Source organism: Acinetobacter sp. YH12076, assembly GCF_013419525.1.
Classification (GTDB): domain Bacteria; phylum Pseudomonadota; class Gammaproteobacteria; order Pseudomonadales; family Moraxellaceae; genus Acinetobacter; species Acinetobacter amyesii.
In genome coordinates this window covers 231464-255025 of the sequence record NZ_VOZY01000002.1, presented here as the reverse complement: position 1 = coordinate 255025, position 23562 = coordinate 231464, and the positions used below count along the sequence as shown (strand labels likewise).

Sequence of the window (23562 nt, the reverse complement as noted above, 5' to 3'; positions counted from 1 at the left end):
AACATATGCATAAAAAACAACAGTACTTTATTCGGACTTTGCTTTTTTCCGCATCAATGAGCTTGATGTATCAAGTTGCTTGGGCCAATGAAACTGATGCTGTCATCAATGAAACTGAGGCTGAACATTCTCAGGATGTGCCTGCAACCGAGCAAAGTTCACCGTATATCATGCCAAAGACCTATGATTTTTTAGATCAAATTCCACGTTGGATTGATGCAACACCGACCTTCTTACCTGAACAATCAGATCACCCCATTGTTCCGACAATAGAACAAACGGAAAATAATAGCTGGACCGATCGACAACAGAAGAAAGTCCGAAATTGGGCAGATCGAACGGCCGTTCGCATGGATAACTGGTTTGGGCAAAGTGAGCCTGATAAACCAGCCAATGCTACCCTTAGGGTGATTTTAGACAACAGTTGGAATAAGCACGATGAATACGAAATTAAGCCACGTATTCGCGGTAAAATTAAGCTTCCCACTTTAGAAAAAAAGTTAAGCGTCGTATTTGGTGATGACTCACTTGATAATGAATTAGAAAATAATGCTGCAATTACCAATGAAAACCCTGCGGGGCGTAGTGATAAAAATTATGACAATAAGCAAACCCGTGAAGATAACAGTTCACTGGCTTTACGTTGGTCAGAAATTTCAGATCGACTGCCCTTCGAAACTGACGTTGATCTAGGTTTACGTTCTGGTGATGACCTATATGTCCGCTTAAAAGCAGCTAAAAAATGGCAACTCGACAATGATTACAGTTTTTTAGCCGAACAAATTTATCGTTATGGTATCGATAGTGAAAATTATCTAAGAACCAATTTAGAATTAACCCATGCCCGTCCAGGCCAACCCTTTATCTCAAACCAATTCAACCTGACCTATGCAGATGCACAGGATGATGATCTGAAATGGGATAACTTTAGTTACCGCCAACACCAATTTTTTAAAGGTAACCGATTCAACTACGGCCTATATACAGGTGGTTTTTACAATAACGATCAACTGCGTTTAAACAGTTGGGGACCCTATGTATCATGGCGACAGCCCTTTCTGCGCGAATGGTTTTATATCCAAGGTGATCTCAACTACCTCAACAACCATCGTGACGATAAAAGCCACTTTGTGGGCGCTTTAGTGCGCCTTGAAGCCTTGTTCTAGAACCCGCTATTTCACAGCGAATAAAAAGCCCATCTCAACAGAATGGGCTTTTTTTAAATAAATCAGCTTCAATTTTTATTAATCACACGTACACGATCATTACGTACAATACTTGGCTGTTTTTCAGCGACTTTTTTCACTTTAGGAAAACTATACTGAACACGATCATTTCGCATCACACGGCGACTATCAACAAAAGGGTTGATATCGTATTGTGCGATCTGCTTTGAAACCTGCACACGGTCATTACGCACCATTTTTTGCTTAGCGCTGTCTGCCTGAGCAGATTGCATGAGGCCCATAGAGAGCAGCGAGCCCATTACAGCGATCACTAAAATTTTCATCTTAAGATTCCCAACACTTAATGATCGTTATTATAGATTAATTATCTATTTTTAATCTATTTTAAAGATTGAAACATGGACGTTTTTATTCATGTGCTCTATCGAAAAACCAAATAAAAAACCTCCCGAAGGAGGTTCATTTCATATCTACCGTTACTTCAGCAATAAGCTGTTAATCCGTTTGATGTATTGGGCAGGATCTTCGGGTAAACCGCCTTCAGCAATCAACGCCTGATCAAAAATAACATTTGCTAAGTCATCAAACTGCACCGAACTTTCTAATTTTTGTACCAACGGATGGGATGGATTGATTTCCAAGACTGGTTTTGATTCAGGTACCGCTTGGCCTGCTTGTTTCAGCATACGAACCAGTTGCGGTGACAACTCACCCTCAGCAACCACCAAACACGCAGGAGAGTCCACTAAACGTGTTGTTACACGCACTTCAGAGGTCTTATCTTTTAACGCATCCGACAGTTTTTCAACAACAGGTTTAAACTGCTCAGCAGCTTCCTCAAGTGCTTTCTTCTCTTCAGCATCTTGTAGATCACCCAAATCAACTGCACCTTTTGATACATTCTGTAATGGTGTTCCATCAAACTCAAAAACAAATTCCATCGCCCACTCATCCACTCGTTCAGTCATGAGCAGCACTTCGATACCTTTTTTCTTGAACAATTCAAGTTGTGGTGAGTTTTTCGCAGCATTTAAACTATCAGCAGTCACATAGTAAATTGCCTTTTGGCCTTCTTTCATATTGGCTTTATAGTCTGCAAATGATGTTTTCACTTCATCATTATTTGACGAAGCAAAGCGTAATAATTTTAGAATACGCTCACGATTCGCCATGTCTTCGCCTAAGCCTTCTTTTAAGACTGAACCAAACTCAGCGTAGAATTTTGCAAACTTCTCTTGATCAGCAACATCTTCAGATTTCGCCAAACCATCTAGCACCGTTAAAATACGGCGGGCGTTACCTTCACGAATCGTTTTAACGTCGCGACTTTCTTGTAATAATTCACGGCTTACATTAAGTGGTAAGTCTGCGCTATCCACCACACCTTGAACAAAACGTAAATAATTTGGAATCAAATTATCCGCATCATCCATGATAAATACACGTTTCACATACAGCTTAATTCCTGCTTTAGCTTCACGTGTGAAAATATTGCTTGGTGCGCGAGATGGAATATAAAGTAACTGTGTATATTCCGTACTTCCCTCTACACGGTTGTGTGTCCATGCAAGCGGGGCTTCAAAATCATGGCTCAGGTTTTTATAAAACTCAGTATATTGTTCTTCACTGATCTCATTTTTATTACGCGTCCATAATGCACTTGCTGAGTTAATCGCTTCCCACTCATCCGTCAGTACATATTGACCAGGTTTTGCTTCTTCGCCTTCGGCAGCTTCCTCTTGTTGCCAAACTTCTTTCTGCATCTCAATTGGCAAACTAATATGATCAGAGTATTTATTAATAATCTGCTTAACTTTGTAACGATCTAAATAATCTAAAGCATCCTCGCGTAAATGCAAAATGATGTCGGTTCCACGTGAAGCCTTATCAATTGGCTCTACATCAAACTCACCTGTACCATTACTAACCCAACGTACCCCTTCAGCGGCATTTACCCCAGCACGACGTGATTCCACTGTAATTTTTTCAGCAACAATAAAACCTGAATAGAAGCCCACCCCAAATTGACCAATCAATTGTGCATCTGACTTTTGATCACCCGTAAGCTTCGACATAAAATCTTTAGTGCCAGACTTAGCAATCGTACCCAAATGATCAATCGCTTCTTGTTGTGTCATACCAATACCATTATCCGAAATGGTAATTGTCTTCTGCTCTTTATTTAAATGAATACGCACATGTAAATCTGGATCATTTTCATAATATTCAGGATGGTTAATCCCTTCAAAACGTAATTTATCACAGGCATCAGATGCGTTTGATACTAACTCACGAAGGAAAATTTCAGGATTTGAATATAAAGAATGTGTTACTAAATGCAGTAACTGAGCCACTTCCGCTTGGAAGCTGTGTTTTTGAGATTGTTGTTCGCTCATCAGTCTCTCCGTTCATACTGAGTAAAATTATCAATTGCCTATATGAATGGAGGGACTTCACTATTTTTCAATAGTGTGAATGGAAAATTTTTATTCTGTCGCACTAAATTTTAAGGTTTAAAAAGGTCCTTGTTTATAAACGCGGTCCATGTAGAGATCCAGTTTTTGCTGCCGCATTTTATATACATCACTTAAACAACTGACATTGTCACGGCACTGATCGCGTAGTTGTAGCCATTTTATTTGTTGATCTTGAATTGCACCACGTGTCCCCATGGGAACTAAATGACGAATAATCGTATAGGTCGTGGCCATTTTGACATCGGCATCATTAATACTCCGGTTATCACAAACCGCATGTTCGGTAATGGTTTTCGCCTTTTTACAATCAAAACTTGCGGCATAACTTGTCGAAATAAAATAAGCACTGCCCAAGACCAGCATACCCTGAATAATTTTTTTCATCGTCTTTTCTCTTCTTCCAACTTGCTGATTTATTTCGACTCTAACAGTTCCACCTAAATTTTCTATTGCCTATTTGTTCAATTCGATCAACTGATGAATGGAATATGCTGCATAAAAAAAACCCTGCCTAATGGCAGGGTTTTAAGATCAGTTCAAGCTTAGAATTTGTAGCTATAACCAATTGTATACACCATAGGATCGATATCTAAATCGAATTTACCGCCACCTAATTCATCAATTAAAGTCACTTCAGGGCTTAATTGAGCATAGCGAGCATCGAAGTATACACCCCAGTTTTTCGCATCAGCTGGTTGGTAATTAAAGCCGACTTGACCTGCAAAACCAAAATCTTCTTTTACATTTTTAGCCGCGCCAGATTCATCCCAAGCAACAAATGCTGTACCACCTACACCAATATATGGTGTAAAGCGTGTTGAATTTTTAAAGTTATATTTTGCAGTAATTGTCGGTGGAAGATGCTTAATTTTAGCAGCTTTATCACCATCCAAAAGTACATCATGACCAATTGGAGTAGCTAAAAGTAATTCAGCTGAAATGTTGTCATTAAAGAAATATTCAACCGATGGTGTAAATGCTAACTCATCATCCGCTTTTACTGTACCTAATGCGGTTTCAGTGTCACCTGTTGGAGAAATTACAGAACCACCAACTTTAACCTGCCATTGACCAGCCATAGCTGATGCAGACATACTCAATAATGCAATAAGAGCAGCTTGTTTCAACATTTTTAAACAACCTTCTAGAATGAATAATTAATATTAAACATTAGTATTAAAATTATGCAATAACATTATTTAATAATTTATTACATTATTATATAAGTTATTATTAATTAAATATATTTATTTTAATCATAGCGCAATGCTTGGTTTTATATTTTCACCGTTATAATTAATTTATTATTCATAATATACCAACCTTTTTAATCAGAATTAATAAAATGAATTATTTTAATCCAACCAAAATCCTCAGGATTAAATAACAAAAAAGGCGATTATATAATCGCCTTTTTATTTATCTTTGAAAATTTTTTAGAGTACCATTGCGGCAATCCAACCAAAGATCATTAATGGAATATTGTAGTGAATGAAGGTCGGTACCACACTATCTTTCATGTGGTCATGCTGACCATCCATATTAAGACCTGATGTTGGCCCTAAAGTTGAGTCTGATGCTGGAGAACCTGCATCTCCCAAAGCTGCTGCTGTACCAATAATTGCAATCGTTGCCGCTGGGCTAAAACCAAATTGAATACAAAGTGGTACATAAATAATGGCCAAAATTGGGATTGTTGAGAATGAAGAACCAATACCTAAGGTAATTAATAACCCAATTAATAACATCCAAAATGCCGCTAAACCTTGGCTGTTTCCAATCCATTCAACTGAAGCTTGTACCAGTGTTGGTACTTGATTCGTAGCCTCAATCACAGATGCAAAGCCTTGCGCAGAAATCATAATGAAACCCACCAGTGCCATCATGCGCATACCACTGATAATGACATCGTCGGCTTCTTTCCACTTAAAGATACCTGCGCAGCTTAAGATCGCAACACCAACGAGACCGGCCAAAATCATCGACTCAGATATGACTTGAACAGAAAGCGTAGCAACCACTGCAACCGCAGCCATAATCAAAGTAAATTTAGCGACTTGTGGTTTACCATTTTCATCTGCTTTTACATCAGATGAGATGGTGTGCTGTGATTCCTTAACCTGAACGTCAGCATACTCTCGTGGTTTACGGTAGCTATAAAAAACAGCAATTAATAAGCCAACAAACATCCCAAATACTGGAATTGCCATAGCAGTTGGAATTTGATCATAGCTGATGTTGAAACCGTATGGCTTACCAAAGGTATTGATGTTTTGACCTAAAATATCATTAAGGAAAATAGCACCAAAACCAAAAGGTACCAGCATATAAGTCGCCACAAGACCAAAAGTCAGAACACAAGCAATCAAACGACGGTCAAGTTTTAAATGATTAAATACACTGAGTAATGGTGGAATTAATACTGGAATAAACGCAATGTGCACTGGAATCACGTTTTGTGAACATACGGCGGCTAAAGCGATAGTAGCGAAAATTACGTATTTCACGCGATTCTGGGCTTTCACATTACTGTTACCTTTGAGTTTAGTAATGAGTTGATAAGCCAGTAAATCTGGCAAACCTGAACGCGCAAGTGCCAAAGCAAATGCCCCCAACACGCCATAAGCAAGTGCGATTTGAGCACCGTTGCCTAAGCCACTATTAAACGCTTCGATGGTGCCATGAATACCAAGACCAGCTAACAAGCCACCTGTTACTGCACCAATGATCAGCGCAAATACAACAGGAACGCGTGCCAGCGACAGTCCAAACATGACTGTAATTGCGGCAAGAATAGCAAACATAAGAAAAAAGGGAGTCTGACAAAAAACCGTATTTTATCAGAATTTGCTCGCTATTTAGCCCCCTATCGATGAAACTGCCACTGTTGAACGATTTACTTAAAGCTGCTGTGATTGCGCAAATTGAGCGATGTAACTTGCAATTTTTTCGGGTTGGCTCAGCACGGCCCAATGATTGGCATTGACTTCAACTACAGATAAATCTTCAACCCAATTAGGTAATTCTTTAATGTAATCTGGACTGACAAAATTATCATGTTTCAACACAATCGCTTGTACAGGACAGACGGCATGACGTTGTCTAGGCTGAGTTAAGCGGGGAATAAAATTAGCACGGTAAAGCGCAATACCGTGTTTACCATCATGCTGAATATTATAATTCAAAGGCAATTCTTGAGTACGTTCTAAATCATTCACAATTTTTCCCCAACGTTCAGCATTCAAAAAATGCCACGCCGTCGGTGCCAAAAATGGTAATTGGAATACCCCGATGTACCATGACTTACTTAATAATTTGAGTAATTTTTTCTGCTGATGCTTAAAGCTATTTCTGAGCAAAAATGCCGCATGATCCAAACATGGCCCAGAAATAGTTGAATAAGACAAAATACGTGAGCGAAATTTTGGCTCAGTTACCGATTCCCAAGATTGGATAGAGCCCCAATCATGCGCGGCCAAATGAAAACTACGCTCGCCTAATACCGCTTGCGTCACACTATCCAAATCAAGTGATAATTGCTCCAAACGATAATCTCGTACTTTACGGGGCACAGAGGACTGCCCTGCACCTCGCACGTCATAGGTGACGATATAAAATTCATTAATAAGATGTTCAATAACCGGTTCCCATACTTCCTGATTATCAGGATAACCATGAACCAAAACCAATGCCGGCTTAGTTTCATCACCCCATGTCTTCACATAGAGCCGTTGTTGATCTGTGGTATTCACCCATTGCGTATTTAGTGGTTGCATTCTTCTTGTCCTTTTATCGATTCCATCGAATTGACGTTTTATTTGTGAACATGGGCAATGTGATCAATGCCACAGTTTTGAAACTCATTTAGTATGCAAAGTTCAGCATAAAAAAAAATTGACCCAGTATGAGCATAATCCAGAAAATAATGACAATGCCTATTGTCTCTAAATTCTTACTCAATCATTATGCCCCTTATAAAGGTGCTGGCATTTCGATTGATAAAATTGATCTCGCCAATTATCACATTCGCGTCAAAATGCCATTAACTCGTAAAAATCAAAATATCGTCGGTGTACATTTTGGCGGTAGTCTTTATTCAATGGTTGACCCATTTTATATGTTGATTTTGATGCATCACCTTGGCTCACGTTATATCGTGTGGGACAAAGCTGCAAATATCCAATTTTTATCCCCTGGGCGTGGAACGGTATACGCTGACATCCAGCTCGACCCAAATGAAATCAATCATATTAAAAACTTAGCAGATAACCACGCACCTGTACTACGGAACTATAGCTTAAATATTTTTGATGAAGCAGGCTTACGTATCGCTGAAGTGCAAAAAACCCTATACATTCGTCGCAAGCAACCCCGTCCACGCAAATAAAAAAGGCGCTTATCTTTAAGCGCCTTTTCATTCAATTTTATCGGATTGGATTAGCGATTTTGCTCAATTGCAGCACCTGCACCACCACCGATTGCACCACCAATCGCAGCACCGGTGTTACCACCAAAGATACTTTTACCGACTGCAGAACCAATCGCACCACCTACACCACTATATGTGGCATTTCGGTTTGAACCGTTTTGAGTTTTACTACCGACAGCTGCACCAGCACCACCACCAACGGCTGCACCTACACCACCACCGACATTATTACCCACACCACCACCTATAGCACCACCTAAAGCTGCAGCACCAATACGTTGTTCATTTGGCGACATGCTTTCACAACCAGCAAGCATTAGGGTCGACATCATCGCGACTGCGCATACGCTCATTACTTTTTTCATTGTGATGTTCCTTGTCTTCTTCAATACCTATGATTCTAAAACCATTGTATGAAACAATTAAACATAGCTTGTTACGGCTTGGAGCATAAATGCTGCATTTTGTAAAAACCATGCCTAATCGCTCACGAATCACTCAGGGTTTTCATCCAAAATCATCAAATCTTTTGTGGTTTCACCATTTTCAGTCAGCACAGCATGAGAGAGTTTGGCTTTGCTTTCTGGATCTGTTGCCTGATCTAGTTTTAGCGTGCGTTTAATCGGGTCTTGCCCTTTCTTAAACTCTACACCTTCTGCATCAATATTGGTGTTTTGACGAATAATCTGACCGTCCTGCTTCACCGTCGTCTTGGTTTCAATTTTAGAGGTCGGGACGATGACGCCACCACGTTGAAGTACTGGAATCGATAATTTCTTTTCAGAAAAATCACTTTGATGGTCTGAAAGTTCAATTTCACGTGCCACGATATCCTGACCTTTATTGGTCATTTCTAACACTGTTGCAGTCACTTGGCGTACAGGTTCTTGACCTGCAACACGGCGAATCACTTCTGTTTTTAGTACTGGAACTACAGCTTTATCTTCTACCACAATCGAATTGGGCATAGGTGCAGCAATCGCTGTCAATGAGCTGAATAATGCAGAAACTGCGAATAATTGTTGTGCGAATTTCATCAAAAGACCCCGTTATGTTTAAGTTTAAAAATCAAGAGATTTGTTATGTTCTATTTTTACTATAGGAAATAAATCAACATTAGGAAAGCTTTAATTTTCAATTCATCCGCATAAAAAAAGCCACCCAAAGGTGGCTTTTTTGAATGATTTAAGGGCTAATTAAAGACCGTTAAATTCATCGCTAAACGCTTGGCTTAATGCTTGATCTACATCAGAGAAATCATTGTGAAGCTCAAGCTCTGCAGCTTCAGACTCTTGACGACGACGTTCTAAGTGGTAAGCCAAACCTGTACCCGCTGGGATCAGACGACCTACAACTACGTTTTCTTTCAGACCACGTAATTCATCTTCTTTACCTGTTACAGCAGCTTCAGTTAACACACGAGTTGTTTCCTGGAACGATGCAGCAGAAATGAACGAGTCAGTAGAAAGCGACGCTTTGGTAATACCCATCAATTGACGTTCAAACTTCGCTGGGAACTTGTTCTGAGCTGCCACAGCTTGGTTTTCTTGAACAACGCGGATGTATTCCACTTGCTCGCCTTTGATGAAGCTTGTATCACCACCGTCAGTGATTTCAACTTTACGAAGCATTTGACGTACGATCACTTCAATGTGCTTGTCGTTGATTTTTACACCTTGCAGACGGTATACGTCCTGAACTTCGTTCACGATGTAGTTTGTCAGTGCAACTTCGCCTTTCAAACGTAAGATGTCGTGTGGGTTTTGCGGACCATCAGAAATGGTTTCACCACGGTTCACATGCTCGCCTTCGAACACGTTAATCGTACGCCATTTCGGAATTAGCTCTTCGTAAATCTCAGAGCCATCATCCGGAGTAATCACAAGACGGTTCTTACCTTTGGTCTCTTTACCGAAGCTTACGATACCTGAAATTTCAGCAAGGATCGCATGTTCTTTCGGTTTACGTGCTTCGAACAAGTCAGCTACACGCGGTAGACCACCGGTAATATCACGTGTACGTGAAGATTCTTGTGGCACACGACCAATAACATCACCGACACCAATTGTTTCGCCATCGCGCACAGTCAGAATCGTGTTTTGTGGTAGGAAGTAGAACTGTTCGCCGCCATCTGTTGTATCCAATACAACAGCTGGACGCATATCTTTACCAGATGCTGGACGTGAAGTTACTGGAAGTACCTCAATAGTCGTCATACCTGTTGCATCATCAGTTTTCGATGTCACAGTTACGCCATCAGCGATTTGGCTGAAACGCACTTTACCTGCAACTTCGGTAACAAGTGGATGTGTATGCGGATCCCAAGTCGCTACGATACCGCCAGCTTCCACAGCTTCACCATCTTTAATGATGATTGAAGCACCGTATGGAATTTTGTAACGTTCGCGTTCACGACCGATGTCATCTGCGATACCGATTTCACCTGAACGTGAAGTTGATACCAAGTGACCTTTAGCGTGTTGTACTGTTTTCACATTGTGGAAACGTACTGTACCTTTGTTACGAACTTGTACGCTGTTAGCAGCAGAAGTTCGGCTCGCAGCACCACCTACGTGGAACGTACGCATTGTTAACTGTGTACCTGGCTCACCAATTGATTGAGCAGCCATTACACCCACAGATTCACCTGGATTCACCAAGTGACCGCGAGCAAGGTCACGACCGTAACATTTCGCACATACACCGAAAGTAGATTCACAGTTTACAACTGAACGTACTTTCACTTCATCGACACCTTGCTCTTCTAAGTAGTTTGCAAGTTTTTCGTCGATTAAAGTATTACGTGGAAGAATCACATCATCCGAACCTGGTTTCTTCGCATCTTCAGCAAGTACACGACCCAATACTCGAGTACCTAAGTTCTCGATGACATCGCCACCTTGAATGAACGGAGTCATTACAAGACCGTCGAAAGTACCACAATCTGGCTCAGTAATTACCAAGTCTTGTGCAACGTCAACCAAACGACGAGTCAAGTAACCTGAGTTCGCAGTTTTCAATGCAGTATCGGCCAAACCTTTACGTGCACCGTGTGTTGAAATGAAGTACTGAAGTACGGTCAAACCTTCACGGAAGTTCGCTTTAATTGGTGTTTCAATGATCGAACCATCTGGTTTCGCCATCAAACCACGCATACCCGCTAACTGACGAATCTGAGCTGCCGAACCACGGGCACCTGAGTCAGACATCATGTAGATCGAGTTGAATGATTTTTGTTTCTCGTCTTCACCCTGTTTGTTTTTAACAGTTGTGAAAGACAAGTTGTCCATCATCGCTTTCGCTACTTGGTCGTTTGTACGCGCCCAAATATCGACAACTTTGTTATAACGTTCGCCGGCAGTTACGAAACCTTGCTCGAATTGTTGTTCAATTTCACGAACTTCAACTTCAGCTTTTTCGATAATTGCTTGTTTTTGTGGCGGAATTAACATGTCTTCCATACCAACAGACACACCTGAGTGAGTCGCTTGACGGAAGCCCAAGTACATCAATTGGTCAGCGAAGATAACAGTATCTTTAAGACCTAATTTACGGTAGCAAGAGTTGATCAATTTAGAGATGTTCTTTTTAGTCATCTCAACGTTGATTTGTTGGAAATCCATACCTTCAGGTACAACTTCCCAAAGTAAACAACGACCTGGAGTTGTGTCTACAACAATAGTTTGTTGTTCACGGTTACCATTTTCGTCAATGACAGTTTGGTGTACACGTGCTTTTACGCGAGCATGTAAATCAACTTGACCTGTTGCAAGTGCACGGTTTACTTCGTCAGTATCCGCAAACACCATGCCTTCACCTTTGGCATTGATCGCATCACGAGTGATGTAGTACAAGCCTAAGACAACGTCCTGAGACGGTACGATGATTGGCTCACCGTTCGCAGGAGAAAGAATGTTGTTTGTTGACATCATTAACGCACGAGCTTCTAACTGAGCTTCAAGTGTTAATGGTACGTGTACCGCCATTTGGTCACCGTCGAAGTCGGCGTTAAATGCCGCACAAACTAATGGGTGAAGACGGATCGCTTTACCTTCAATCAGGGTTGGTTCAAATGCTTGAAGACCCAAACGGTGAAGTGTAGGCGCACGGTTCAACATCACTGGATGTTGACGAATTACGTGAGCAAGTACGTCCCAAACTTCTGGAGTTTCACGCTCAACCATTTTCTTCGCAGCTTTAATGGTTGTCGCTTGGCCAGATGCTTGTAGTTTCGCAAAAATGAATGGTTTGAATAATTCAAGCGCCATTTTTTTCGGAAGACCACATTGGTGAAGACGTAAAGTCGGACCTACGGTAATTACCGAACGACCAGAGTAATCGACACGTTTACCCAATAAGTTTTGACGGAAACGACCTTGTTTACCTTTGATCATGTCTGCCAAAGATTTAAGAGGACGTTTATTCGAACCAGTAATTGCACGACCACGACGACCGTTATCAAGCAATGCATCAACAGACTCTTGTAACATACGTTTTTCGTTACGTACGATAATGTCTGGTGCTGCAAGGTCTAGAAGACGTTTCAAACGGTTGTTACGGTTGATTACACGACGGTAAAGATCGTTCAAGTCAGAAGTCGCAAAACGACCACCTTCTAGAGGAACCAACGGACGAAGATCAGGTGGAAGTACTGGAAGTACATTCATCACCATCCATTCTGGTTTGTTGTTCGACTCTTTGAACGCTTCCATCAATTTCAGACGTTTAGAAGCTTTTTTAAGCTTTGTTTCTGAAGTCGTATTTGGAATTTCTTCACGCAGACGAGAAATTTCAGCTTCAAGATCGATGTCTTTCAACAAATCTTGAACTGCTTCCGCACCCATTTTCGCAGTAAATTCATCACCGTGTTCTTCCAAAGCAGTGAAGTATTCTTCATCGTTTAGAAGTTGGTATTTCTCAAGTGGAGTCATACCTGGGTCAGTTACAACGTATGATTCGAAATACAATACACGTTCGATATCACGTAAAGTCATGTCTAAAAGCAGACCGATACGGCTAGGAAGTGATTTTAAAAACCAAATATGTGCAACTGGAGAAGCAAGGTCAATATGACCCATACGCTCACGACGTACTTTTGCAGTTGTTACTTCAACGCCACATTTTTCACAAATGACGCCTTTGTATTTCATACGCTTGTATTTACCACACAAGCATTCGTAATCTTTTACTGGACCAAAGATTTTGGCACAGAATAAACCATCACGTTCAGGTTTGAACGTACGGTAGTTAATGGTTTCAGGCTTTTTAACTTCACCATGAGACCACGACTTAATCATTTCTGGTGACGCAAGACCAATACGGATGCGATCAAACTCTACAGGAGCATGACCGTCTGAATCCGTCTTTTTGCGCATGATATCGAGCAAGTCTTTCAATTTTTTTCTCCGTGTGTTGTGGAGATTTTCACTTCACAACTGGGTCACAAATATTGTTTTTTAACTGAGTAATCCCCCTCAATCCCGCCTGATTTAAGCGGGAAACTCCCCTTAAAATAAGAGGAGTAAATCCCCCCCTTATAAAGGGGGTTGGGGGGATTGAATGGTTACTTAGTCACCATTTTTCAGTTCAATGTTGATACCTAAAGAACGGATCTCTTTGGTCAATACGTTGAACGATTCAGGCATACCTGGGTCCATGTAATGGTTACCATCTACAATGTTCTTATAGATACGGGTACGACCTTCAACGTCATCCGACTTCACAGTAAGCATTTCTTGAAGTGTATATGCTGCACCGTAAGCTTCGAGTGCCCATACTTCCATCTCACCGAAACGCTGACCACCGAATTGTGCTTTACCACCAAGCGGCTGTTGAGTTACTAGAGAGTAAGAACCAGTAGAACGCGCATGCATCTTGTCGTCAACCAAGTGGTTCAATTTCAACATGTACATGTAACCTACAGTTACTGGACGGTCAAAACGCTCACCTGTACGACCATCATACAATACTGTTTGACCAGTACGTGAAATGCCACCAAGTTCTAACAATTCTTTGATTTGTGATTCTTCAGCACCATCAAATACTGGTGTTGCTAAAGGAACACCTTTACGTAAGTTACCTGAAAGCACCAAGATTTCTTCATCAGTCAAGCTATCAAGATCTTCTTGTTCGCCACCAACTTTGTTGTAAATCTTGTCTAAGAAATCACGAAGCTCAAGTACAGTACGTTGCTCTTTCATCATCTTGTCGATTTGATCGCCAAGACCTTTAGCCGCCATACCTAAGTGAGTTTCAAGAATCTGACCCACGTTCATACGTGATGGTACACCCAGTGGGTTAAGTACAACATCAACTGGAACACCGTTTGCATCGTGTGGCATGTCTTCTACAGGTAGGATGTTTGATACAACACCTTTGTTACCGTGACGACCCGCCATTTTATCACCCGGTTGGATGCGACGTTTTACAGCTAGGTAAACTTTAACAACTTTTAGTACACCAGTTGTCAGCTCATCACCTGTAGACAATTTACGTTTTTTCTCTGCAAATTTCTCGTCAATTTCAAGGCTCTTCTCTTTCAAGAACACTTGAATTTGAGTTAAACGCTCAGCAATCGCTTCGTCAACTGGTTGGATTTCAATAAGATCAACCAACTCAAGACCAGACAATAACTCTTCAGTTAATTTGTCACCGCGTTTAGTTGTACCGCCACCATTCGATTCTTGACCTTTCAACAAACGAACAATACGTTCACGAGCTGCTTCTTCAAAGATTTTGAATTCTTCTTTCAAATCTTTACGGTAAGCATCTAATTGAGCTTTTTCAATTGCTTGAGCACGTTCGTCTTTTTCAAGACCATCACGTGTAAACACTTGAACGTCAATAACAGTACCTTTAACACCAGAAGATACACGTAAAGATGAATCTTTAACGTCAGCCGCTTTTTCGCCGAAGATTGCACGAAGAAGTTTTTCTTCCGGAGTAAGTTGGGTTTCACCCTTAGGTGTTACTTTACCTACAAGGATATCGCCCGCTGTTACTTCTGCACCGATGTAAACAATACCTGACTCATCAAGTTTAGAAAGTGCTGCTTCACCCACGTTCGGGATATCGGCAGTAATTTCTTCCGCACCCAATTTAGTATCACGTGCTACACATGACAATTCTTGAATGTGGATTGATGTTAAACGATCTTCTTGAAGCACACGCTCAGATAATAAGATCGAGTCTTCATAGTTGTAACCGTTCCAAGTCATGAATGCTACGCGCATGTTTTGACCCAATGCCAATTCACCGCCATCTGTAGATGGACCATCAGCTAATACGTCACCACGACCCACTTGATCACCAAGGCTTACAAGCACTTTTTGGTTAATACAAGTGTTTTGGTTAGAACGTGTATATTTGATCAGGTTGTAGATATCTACACCTGCTTCACCCGCGATCATTTCGTCTTCGTTTACACGAATAACAACACGAGACGCGTCGACGAATTCAATACGGCCACCACGTTTCGCAAGAACACATACACCTGAGTCGTGCGCTACGTTTGCTTCCATACCTGTACCAACAAGCGGCTTGTCAGCGATCAACGTAGGTACTGCCTGACGTTGCATGTTTGAACCCATCAATGCACGGTTGGCATCATCGTGTTCAAGGAATGGAATAAGTGATGCAGCAACAGATACAACCTGCTGTGCAGATACGTCCATATGCGTCACTTTTTCAGGAGGCATACGTACGAAATCACCTTGGTGACGTACAGAAACAAATTCTTCTGTTAAATTACCGTCTTTATCTACACCTGAATCGGCCTGTGCAATCACAGTACCTACTTCTTCAATCGCAGAAAGGTATTCAACGTCATCCGTTACACGACCATCAACAACTTTACGGTAAGGCGTTTCTAAGAAACCAAAATCATTCGCTTTCGCATAAACAGAAAGTGAGTTGATCAAACCAATGTTTGGACCCTCAGGAGTCTCAATTGGACATACACGACCATAATGAGTTTGATGTACGTCACGTACTTCGAAGCCCGCACGCTCACGAGTCAAACCACCTGGGCCCAATGCTGATACACGACGTTTGTGTGTAATTTCAGACAACGGGTTGTTTTGGTCCATGAACTGAGACAACTGGCTTGAACCAAAGAATTCTTTGATTGCAGCAGCAACTGGTTTCGCATTGATTAAATCTTGCGGAGACAAGTTATCAGTTTCAGCTTGAGATAAACGTTCTTTAACAGCACGTTCAACACGAACGAGACCAACACGGAATTGGTTTTCTGTCATTTCACCAACAGAACGAACACGACGGTTACCCAAGTGATCGATATCATCGACTTCACCTTTACCGTTACGGATTTCAACTAATGTTTTCAATACATCAGTGATGTCTTCGTTCGAAAGAATACCTTCAACTTCACGAGACTTCTGATCCGTACCCACTTCGTAAGGACGACCCAAACGACGGTTGAACTTCATACGACCTACTGGTGATAAGTCATAACGTTCAGAAGAGAAGAACAAATTGTTGAATAAGTTTTCAGCAGCTTCTTTTGTTGGTGGCTCACCCGGACGCATCACTTTGTAGATTTCTACAAGTGCTTCTTCACGACCAGTTGTAGTATCTGCACGTAAAGAGTCCGCAATGAATGGGCCACGGTCGATGTCATTGGTATAAAGTACGTTGAATTGTTTAACGCCGCCTTCAGCCAATTTCACCATAATTTCATGGCTTAGTACTGTATTTGCAGCAATTACTTCGCCATCACGTAACGTTACATCTTCAGCAACAATACGTTCATATAGGTATTCATCAGGAACAGAAAGTTTTTCAAGACCTGCTGCTTCCATTTGACGAACATGGCGCGCGTTAATACGTTTACCTTGTTCAACAATTGTTTTACCGTCTGTACCCACGATATCAAATTGTGCCATTTCGCCACGTAGACGTTCTGGAACCAAGTCAATTTGATAGCTACCCATATCAAGATATACAGGTACTTTTTCGTAGAACATGTCTAGGATTTGTTCGTTGTTATAACCCAAGGCACGAAGCACAACAGTCGCAAGTAATTTACGACGACGGTCAATACGAACATATACAAGATCTTTTGCATCGAATTCAAAGTCTAACCATGAACCACGGTAAGGAATGATACGAGCAGAGTAAAGAACTTTACCGCTAGAGTGAGTTTTGCCTTTATCGTGGTCAAAGAATACACCTGGTGAACGGTGTAATTGAGATACGATTACACGCTCAGTACCATTGATCACAAAGGTACCGTTGTCTGTCATAAGTGGCATTTCACCCATGTAGACTTCTTGCTCACGCACATCTTTGATTGTTTTAGTTTCGCGATCTTTAATGATCAGACGAATTTTTACACGCATTGGCGCCGCATAAGTTGAGCCACGAAGAATACATTCGCGCACATCAAATTCAGGCTTACCAAGACTATACTCAACAAATTCTAAAGCAGCATTGCCAGAATAACTTTCAATAGGAAAAACTGAACGAAATGCGGCTTGGAGACCGATATCTTCGCGGTTTTTTGGAGTTTTGCCGTCTTGAAGGAAAGTTCGGTACGAGTCGACTTGAATCGCGAGCAAGTACGGAACATCCATTACCTTGGGCAATTTACCAAAATTCTTACGGATCCGTTTCTTTTCGGTATATGAGTATGCCATCTGGAGTCCTCGGAAAGTAAACTAAGTCCGCCTGCAGAACGAACTTAGAAGGAATTACGCAGGCCGATATGGCCACCACTTTCACAAATGCTGCAATTTTTAGTGGTATTAAAACGCTTAACAATATTTTTTACTGAAAAATATTGGTAAGCGTTTGGTTTTATAAATTATTTTTAATTTGTATGATTTTTATATCATGCAAACAAAAATCGAGCCGATTATTGTAACGCAAAAAGGCTGATGACCCAAGGGCCACCAGCCATTTTTTGGAGCCGATTATAAAAAAATCGACTCCCCTTAAGATTACTTAAGTGTAACTGTAGCACCAGCTTCTTCAAGTTTTTTCTTAAGTTCTTCGCCTTCTTCTTTAGAAACGCCTTCTTTAAGAACTGAAGGAGCGCTTTCAACAAGATCTTTAGCTTCTTTAAGACCAAGGCCAGTAGCTTCACGAACTGCTTTAATTACAGCAACTTTGTTAGCACCGAAAGAAGTCAACTCAACGTTGAATTCTGATTGTTCTTCAGCAGCAGCACCAGCAGCGCCAGGAGCAGCAGCAACTGCTACAGCAGCAGCAGATACGTTGAATTTTTCTTCGAAAGCAGAAATAAGTTCAACAAGTTCAAGAACAGTTTTTTCAGCAACTGCGTTTAAGATTTCTTCGTTTGTTAAAGCCATGAGAGTAACTCCAAATGGGTATTGAATGGTGTGTAAATTGATTTAAGCTTAAGCAGCTTCTGACTCGTTTTTCTCTTTGAGCGCAGTAATAAGGCGACCCAATTTCGAAATAGGAGCTTGAAGAACGTTTGCAAGCATAGTAAGCGCTTTCTCTTGGTTTGGAAGGTTCGCGATAACGCTAACTTCAGCACCTTGATAAACTTTACCGTCAAATGCAGCAGCTTTAAGTTCAAATGCTTTATTAGTTTTAGCAAATTCTTCGAACAAACGAGCAGCTGCGCCCATGTCGTCTTCAGAAGTTGAGAAAGCTAAGATTGTTGGGCCAACAAGGTTGTCGCTCAAGATATTGAATTGAGTATCTTGAAGAGCACGTTTAGCCAAAGTGTTACGAACTACACGAGTAGCAACACCTAGTTTACGAGCTTCAACACGTAGAGCAGTTAATTGCTCAACAGTTAAACCTTGATAGTCAGCAACAACAGCAGCATACGCAGTAGAAGCAACTTCAGTTACTTCAGCTACGATCTGTTTTTTGCCTTCGATAAGAAGAGCCATTGTAAAACCTCCTAACGGTGATTTATGCACCTATACAGATGCACTCCCAATTCGTTAGCTCATCACTGAACCAACACGCGGAGGAGGAACAAATCACACCACCGCGTCTACTCAGGCTGGGCTATTAAGAAGAAAGCATAAAACTCCCCTCGCCTGAGGTCTTTGACGCTGATAAATCTAAATTTATCAATTCAAAGTTTGCCTGAATCACGCAATATACAACGAAGCGTTTCTTGCGTAATATTTAAAGCAGTGCTTCAAATATTACTCAGGGCTTTAAAATTCTGTAATAAGTCGAAACTTATTTAGAAACGTTTGCTACATCAACAACAAGACCAGGACCCATAGTTGAGCTTAAAGTGATCTTTTGGATGTAAACACCTTTAGAAGTAGCAGGTTTTGCTTTCTTAAGGTCAGCTACAAGAGCTTCAACGTTTGAACGAACAGCTTCAGCAGTGAAACCTACTTGACCGATCGCAGCGTGGATAATACCCGCTTTGTCTACACGGTAACGTGCTTGACCAGCTTTCGCGTTTTTAACAGCAGAAGCTACGTCAGGAGTTACAGTACCCACTTTAGGGTTTGGCATTAAGCCACGTGGACCAAGAATCGTACCTAACTTACCAACAACGCGCATTGCATCCGGAGCTGCAATTACTACGTCAAAGTCAAGGTTACCCGCTTGGATGCTTTCAGCAAGATCATCAAAACCAACAACGTCCGCGCCTTCAGCTTTAGCAGCTTCAGCAGCAGCGCCTTGAGCAAACACAGCTACACGTACAGTTTTACCAGTACCTGCAGGAAGTGTAGTCGCGCCACGAACAACTTGGTCAGATTTACGAGGATCAACACCTAGGTTTACAGCAACATCCAAAGATTCTTTGAATTTTACTGCTGGAAGGCCGTTAAGAACTGCAACTGCTTCTTCCAAAGTGTAAACTTTGTTAGCTTCAACAGCAGCAACAATGGCTTTTTGACGTTTAGTTAATTTAGCCATGTCTTATAGCTCCACTTCCAATCCCATAGAACGCGCAGAACCAGCAATGGTACGTACACGTGCGTCTAAATCAGCACCAGTAAGATCTGGTTCTTTAGTAGTCGCAATTTCTTCTAATTGAGCGCGAGTCAACTTACCAACTTTAGTTTTGTTAGGTACAGCTGAACCCTTTTGGATGCCCGCAGCTTTCTTAAGAAGAATCGCAGCAGGAGGAGTTTTCATGATGAATGTGAACGACTTGTCGTTGTACACAGTGATCACTACTGGAATTGGAAGACCAGCTTCAACTTTTTGTGTCGCAGCATTGAATTCTTTACAGAATGCCATGATGTTAACACCACGTTGACCTAGTGCAGGACCAATCGGTGGAGATGGATTTGCTTTACCAGCTGGAACTTGCAGCTTGATATAGCCGTCAATCTTCTTAGCCATTTCAATTACCTCTGGGTACTAACGCCGCTAGGCTCCCCATACATATAAGTAACGATACCGTTACAACAACAATGCCCGACTCATAACAAATCGGGCGTTTATCAACCAAGTTAAATTAAACCGATTTTTCGACTTGGCGAAATTCCAGCTCAACCTGAGTTGGTCGATTAAATACATTAATCGTCAACGTCAAACGTGACTTATCGTATAGAACTTCTTCCACCACGCCTTTAAAATCGGTGAATGGACCGTCAATTACGAGTAATTCTTCACCTGGTTCAAACATCGTCTTAGGACGAGGTGCTTCGCCAGTATTGCGTACACGTGCAAGAATCGCATCAGCTTCTTTTTGCGTAATTGGTGCAGGCTTTTCTGCAGTACCACCGATGAAACCTAATACTTTTGGACATTCTTTAACAATGTGCCAAGTTTCATCATTCATTTCCATCTCGACTAACACATAGCCAGGAAAGAATTTACGCTCAGATTTACGTTTCTTACCATCCTTCATTTCCACTACTTCTTCAGTAGGGACAAGGACTTCACCAAAGCTATCGGCTACAGCGCTACGCTGGATTCGATCATTAAGTGAGCGTAACACTTGTTTTTCATAGCCTGAATAGGCATGAATAATGTACCAACGTTTCATAGCTCTCTTACCCGATAATAAACTTCATTAACCAGCTCAAAGCATAGTCAAAGCACCATAATAAAATAGATGCCACTAAGACTACCGCAAGTACCTGCCAAGATGTGGTCATGGTCTCTTGCTTGGTTGGCCAAGTCACTCGACGTAACTCAATTCGAGCATCTTTCAACAATCGAACAAAGCCTTTGCCTTGATGGGTGGCGTATAATAAACCTAAAGCCACGATGATACAAGCCAAAATTACCCCAACACGGACCCAAACATCATTCGCTGGTGCCCAGTATGCTGGCAAATGTTGATTCACCATCATAGAACTACCGAGTAAAATCAACGCGATAACCCATAGAACATAGTCTAAAGGGGAACCAGAATTAACAACTTCAGCAGGATTATTTCTTTGAGGAATTGGCGCGTCGCTTAATGCGTCACGCGATTTATCATTCGACATTTTTGTACTCGTCGTAGGATTCGCGACTTATTATATGACCAGTTGAGCCAGCATCAAGCTTCTTTTTAAAAAAATTTGGCAGGCCAGGAGGGACTCGAACCCCCAACATTCGGTTTTGGAGACCGACGCTCTACCAATTGAACTACTGACCTGCAGAGCAGATCGAGAGTCGAAACTCTCGATCTGTACAAAGATAACTGTATTATATTATGCAGTTACTTTAGAAACAACACCCGCACCAACTGTACGGCCACCTTCACGGATTGCAAAGCGTAAGCCAGCATCCATTGCGATTGGGTGGATTAATTCTACTGACATTTCTACGTTGTCACCAGGCATAACCATTTCAACGCCCTCTTTAAGCGAGATCGCACCAGTTACGTCAGTTGTACGGAAGTAGAACTGTGGACGGTAACCGTTAAGGAATGGAGTATGACGACCACCTTCGTCTTTAGAAAGTACGTATACTTCTGCGTCGAATTTAGTATGCGGTTTGATTGTACCTGGTTTAGCAAGTACTTGACCACGTTGAACGTCTTCACGTTTAGTACCACGTAGAAGAACACCACAGTTCTCGCCCGCACGACCTTCGTCAAGAAGTTTACGGAACATTTCTACGCCAGTTACAGTTGTTTTAACTGTATCTTTAATACCGACGATTTCAACTTCTTCACCTACTTTCACGATACCAGTTTCAACACGGCCAGTTACTACTGTACCACGACCTGAAATTGAGAATACGTCTTCGATTGGCATAAGGAATGCTTGGTCGATAGCACGTTCTGGTTCTGGGATGTAAGAGTCAAGAGCTTCAACAAGAGCAACTACAGCATCTTCGCCGTATTGACCAGCTTCACCATTAAGCGCTGCAAGAGCAGAACCACGGATTACTGGAGTGTCGTCGCCTGGGAAGTCATAAGTAGAAAGAAGTTCACGAACTTCCATTTCTACTAATTCAATTAATTCTTCGTCGTCTACGATATCGCATTTATTTAGGAATACAACGATATAAGGTACACCTACCTGACGAGAAAGGAGGATGTGTTCACGAGTTTGTGGCATTGGACCATCAGTCGCCGAACAAACAAGGATCGCACCATCCATTTGCGCAGCACCAGTAATCATGTTTTTAACATAATCGGCGTGACCTGGGCAGTCTACGTGAGCGTAGTGACGGATTGGAGAATCGTATTCTACGTGTGAAGTATTAATTGTAATACCACGTGCTTTTTCTTCTGGTGCAGAGTCGATTGCAGCGTAATCTTTCGCTTCACCACCGAATTTTTTTGCACACACAGTTGCAATCGCAGCTGTTAAAGTCGTTTTACCATGGTCAACGTGACCGATTGTGCCCACGTTAACGTGCGGCTTATTACGTTCAAACTTAGCCTTAGCCATGCTTTTCTTCCTCGTTTACGTCGAACACAATTCTGAGTAAAACCCAGCTCCGACATATCGCCTAAAAAAAATAAACACCCAATACTTGAAAAGCAGACTAAAAAGCCTGCTTCTGGAATCTTGCGCAACATTTAAAGTTGCTAAACTGTAAAATCTGGAGCTCTTATCGAGATTTGAACTCGAGACCTCTCCCTTACCAAGGGAGTGCTCTACCACTGAGCTATAAGAGCAAATATAAGCACTTCAATAGATATGGAGCGGGAGACGAGGGTCGAACTCGCGACATGTAGCTTGGAAGGCTACCGCTCTACCAACTGAGCTACTCCCGCACGATGTTGGTACAAACCACTTATTGAAGTCTTAAAATTGGTGGTGAGGGAAGGATTCGAACCTTCGAAACTTTCGTAGCGGAGTTACAGTCCGCCCCCTTTGACCGCTCGGGAACCTCACCATTTTACACTTACTTCAGTGTTGTTCTCTCTACTCACTCTCAAACTTTCTAAGATGGTGCCGGCACACGGATTCGAACTGTGGACCTACTGATTACAAGTCAGTTGCTCTACCAACTGAGCTATGCCGGCGTTTCTTAGCGTTTCGTATCGGAACGGTGTGCAGTTTAGCAAATCTTGAAATCCTTGCAAGTGTTTTTTCTAAAAAAA

The 23562-nt window shown here is 41.6% G+C and carries 19 protein-coding genes and 5 tRNA genes; 2 read left to right on the top strand and 22 right to left on the bottom strand.

Annotated features, from left to right (window positions below; genetic code table 11):
* Positions 1–5 precede the first annotated feature (5 nt).
* Positions 6–1166 (top strand): hypothetical protein, encoded by a 1161-nt coding sequence (locus FTU22_RS02740; RefSeq protein ID WP_180092882.1) that lies wholly within the window; start codon positions 6–8, stop codon positions 1164–1166.
* Positions 1167–1234: 68 nt separating this feature from the next.
* On the opposite strand, the gene FTU22_RS02735 is transcribed toward FTU22_RS02740, so the two are convergent.
* The 6 genes from FTU22_RS02735 to FTU22_RS02710 all read right to left on the bottom strand — a co-directional run bounded on the left by FTU22_RS02735 (position 1235) and on the right by FTU22_RS02710 (position 7440).
* Positions 1235–1510, bottom strand: a complete 276-nt coding sequence (locus tag FTU22_RS02735) for a hypothetical protein (protein ID WP_180092879.1) — start codon at positions 1508–1510, stop codon at positions 1235–1237.
* 153 nt (positions 1511–1663) lie between these two features.
* On the bottom strand, positions 1664–3583 hold the full coding sequence (gene htpG, locus FTU22_RS02730; protein WP_180065892.1) for a molecular chaperone HtpG: 1920 nt from the start codon (positions 3581–3583) through the stop codon (positions 1664–1666).
* Positions 3584–3700: 117 nt separating this feature from the next.
* Positions 3701–4048: a lysozyme inhibitor LprI family protein gene (locus FTU22_RS02725; protein WP_078189819.1), complete on the bottom strand. Its 348-nt coding sequence runs from the start codon at positions 4046–4048 to the stop codon at positions 3701–3703.
* A 158-nt stretch (positions 4049–4206) separates the two neighbouring features.
* Positions 4207–4794: an OmpW family protein gene (locus FTU22_RS02720; protein ID WP_180092877.1), complete on the bottom strand. Its 588-nt coding sequence runs from the start codon at positions 4792–4794 to the stop codon at positions 4207–4209.
* Between the two features lie 306 nt (positions 4795–5100).
* Positions 5101–6468: a Na+/H+ antiporter family protein gene (locus tag FTU22_RS02715; protein WP_078192837.1), complete on the bottom strand. Its 1368-nt coding sequence runs from the start codon at positions 6466–6468 to the stop codon at positions 5101–5103.
* A 96-nt stretch (positions 6469–6564) separates the two neighbouring features.
* Entirely contained in the window at positions 6565–7440 is an 876-nt protein-coding gene (locus tag FTU22_RS02710; RefSeq protein WP_180092874.1) for an alpha/beta fold hydrolase, read from the bottom strand.
* Positions 7441–7568: 128 nt separating this feature from the next.
* Between FTU22_RS02710 and FTU22_RS02705 the strand changes: the two genes are divergently transcribed.
* A complete protein-coding gene (locus FTU22_RS02705) occupies positions 7569–8051 on the top strand; it encodes a DUF4442 domain-containing protein (protein WP_078189823.1) in 483 nt (160 codons plus the stop codon).
* Positions 8052–8101: 50 nt separating this feature from the next.
* On the opposite strand, the gene FTU22_RS02700 is transcribed toward FTU22_RS02705, so the two are convergent.
* From FTU22_RS02700 to FTU22_RS02625, 16 genes are all read right to left on the bottom strand, one after another.
* Positions 8102–8458, bottom strand: a complete 357-nt coding sequence (locus FTU22_RS02700; RefSeq protein WP_078192840.1) for a DNA transfer protein p32 — start codon at positions 8456–8458, stop codon at positions 8102–8104.
* A gap of 129 nt (positions 8459–8587) precedes the next feature.
* Positions 8588–9130 carry a hypothetical protein gene (locus FTU22_RS02695; RefSeq protein WP_111885842.1) on the bottom strand — a complete coding sequence of 181 codons (543 nt, stop codon included), beginning with the start codon at positions 9128–9130 and terminating at the stop codon, positions 8588–8590.
* A 159-nt stretch (positions 9131–9289) separates the two neighbouring features.
* Entirely contained in the window at positions 9290–13489 is a 4200-nt protein-coding gene (gene rpoC, locus FTU22_RS02690; RefSeq protein WP_078192842.1) for a DNA-directed RNA polymerase subunit beta', read from the bottom strand.
* Between the two features lie 171 nt (positions 13490–13660).
* Positions 13661–17749 (bottom strand): DNA-directed RNA polymerase subunit beta, encoded by a 4089-nt coding sequence (gene rpoB, locus FTU22_RS02685; RefSeq protein ID WP_180024736.1) that lies wholly within the window; start codon positions 17747–17749, stop codon positions 13661–13663.
* A 303-nt stretch (positions 17750–18052) separates the two neighbouring features.
* Positions 18053–18424, bottom strand: coding sequence for a 50S ribosomal protein L7/L12 (rplL, locus tag FTU22_RS02680; RefSeq protein WP_078189828.1), 372 nt, complete (start codon positions 18422–18424; stop codon positions 18053–18055).
* 48 nt (positions 18425–18472) lie between these two features.
* The gene (rplJ, locus tag FTU22_RS02675; protein WP_111885844.1) at positions 18473–18979 is read right to left on the bottom strand and encodes a 50S ribosomal protein L10; all 507 of its coding nucleotides are present in this window, start codon (positions 18977–18979) and stop codon (positions 18473–18475) included.
* Positions 18980–19280: 301 nt separating this feature from the next.
* Positions 19281–19976, bottom strand: a complete 696-nt coding sequence (gene rplA / locus FTU22_RS02670) for a 50S ribosomal protein L1 (RefSeq protein ID WP_078189830.1) — start codon at positions 19974–19976, stop codon at positions 19281–19283.
* A 3-nt stretch (positions 19977–19979) separates the two neighbouring features.
* Entirely contained in the window at positions 19980–20408 is a 429-nt protein-coding gene (gene rplK / locus FTU22_RS02665; protein ID WP_004868049.1) for a 50S ribosomal protein L11, read from the bottom strand.
* Positions 20409–20523: 115 nt separating this feature from the next.
* Positions 20524–21057 carry a transcription termination/antitermination protein NusG gene (gene nusG, locus FTU22_RS02660; protein ID WP_078189831.1) on the bottom strand — a complete coding sequence of 178 codons (534 nt, stop codon included), beginning with the start codon at positions 21055–21057 and terminating at the stop codon, positions 20524–20526.
* Positions 21058–21064: 7 nt separating this feature from the next.
* Positions 21065–21505: a preprotein translocase subunit SecE gene (gene secE / locus FTU22_RS02655; protein ID WP_078189832.1), complete on the bottom strand. Its 441-nt coding sequence runs from the start codon at positions 21503–21505 to the stop codon at positions 21065–21067.
* A 76-nt stretch (positions 21506–21581) separates the two neighbouring features.
* A tRNA-Trp gene (locus tag FTU22_RS02650) sits at positions 21582–21657 on the bottom strand.
* Positions 21658–21712: 55 nt separating this feature from the next.
* A complete protein-coding gene (gene tuf / locus FTU22_RS02645) occupies positions 21713–22903 on the bottom strand; it encodes an elongation factor Tu (RefSeq protein WP_180077405.1) in 1191 nt (396 codons plus the stop codon).
* Between the two features lie 155 nt (positions 22904–23058).
* A tRNA-Thr gene (locus FTU22_RS02640) sits at positions 23059–23133 on the bottom strand.
* Between the two features lie 23 nt (positions 23134–23156).
* Positions 23157–23232, bottom strand: a tRNA-Gly gene (locus FTU22_RS02635).
* Positions 23233–23270: 38 nt separating this feature from the next.
* Positions 23271–23354, bottom strand: a tRNA-Tyr gene (locus tag FTU22_RS02630).
* 54 nt (positions 23355–23408) lie between these two features.
* A tRNA-Thr gene (locus FTU22_RS02625) sits at positions 23409–23484 on the bottom strand.
* Positions 23485–23562: the final 78 nt, after the last annotated feature.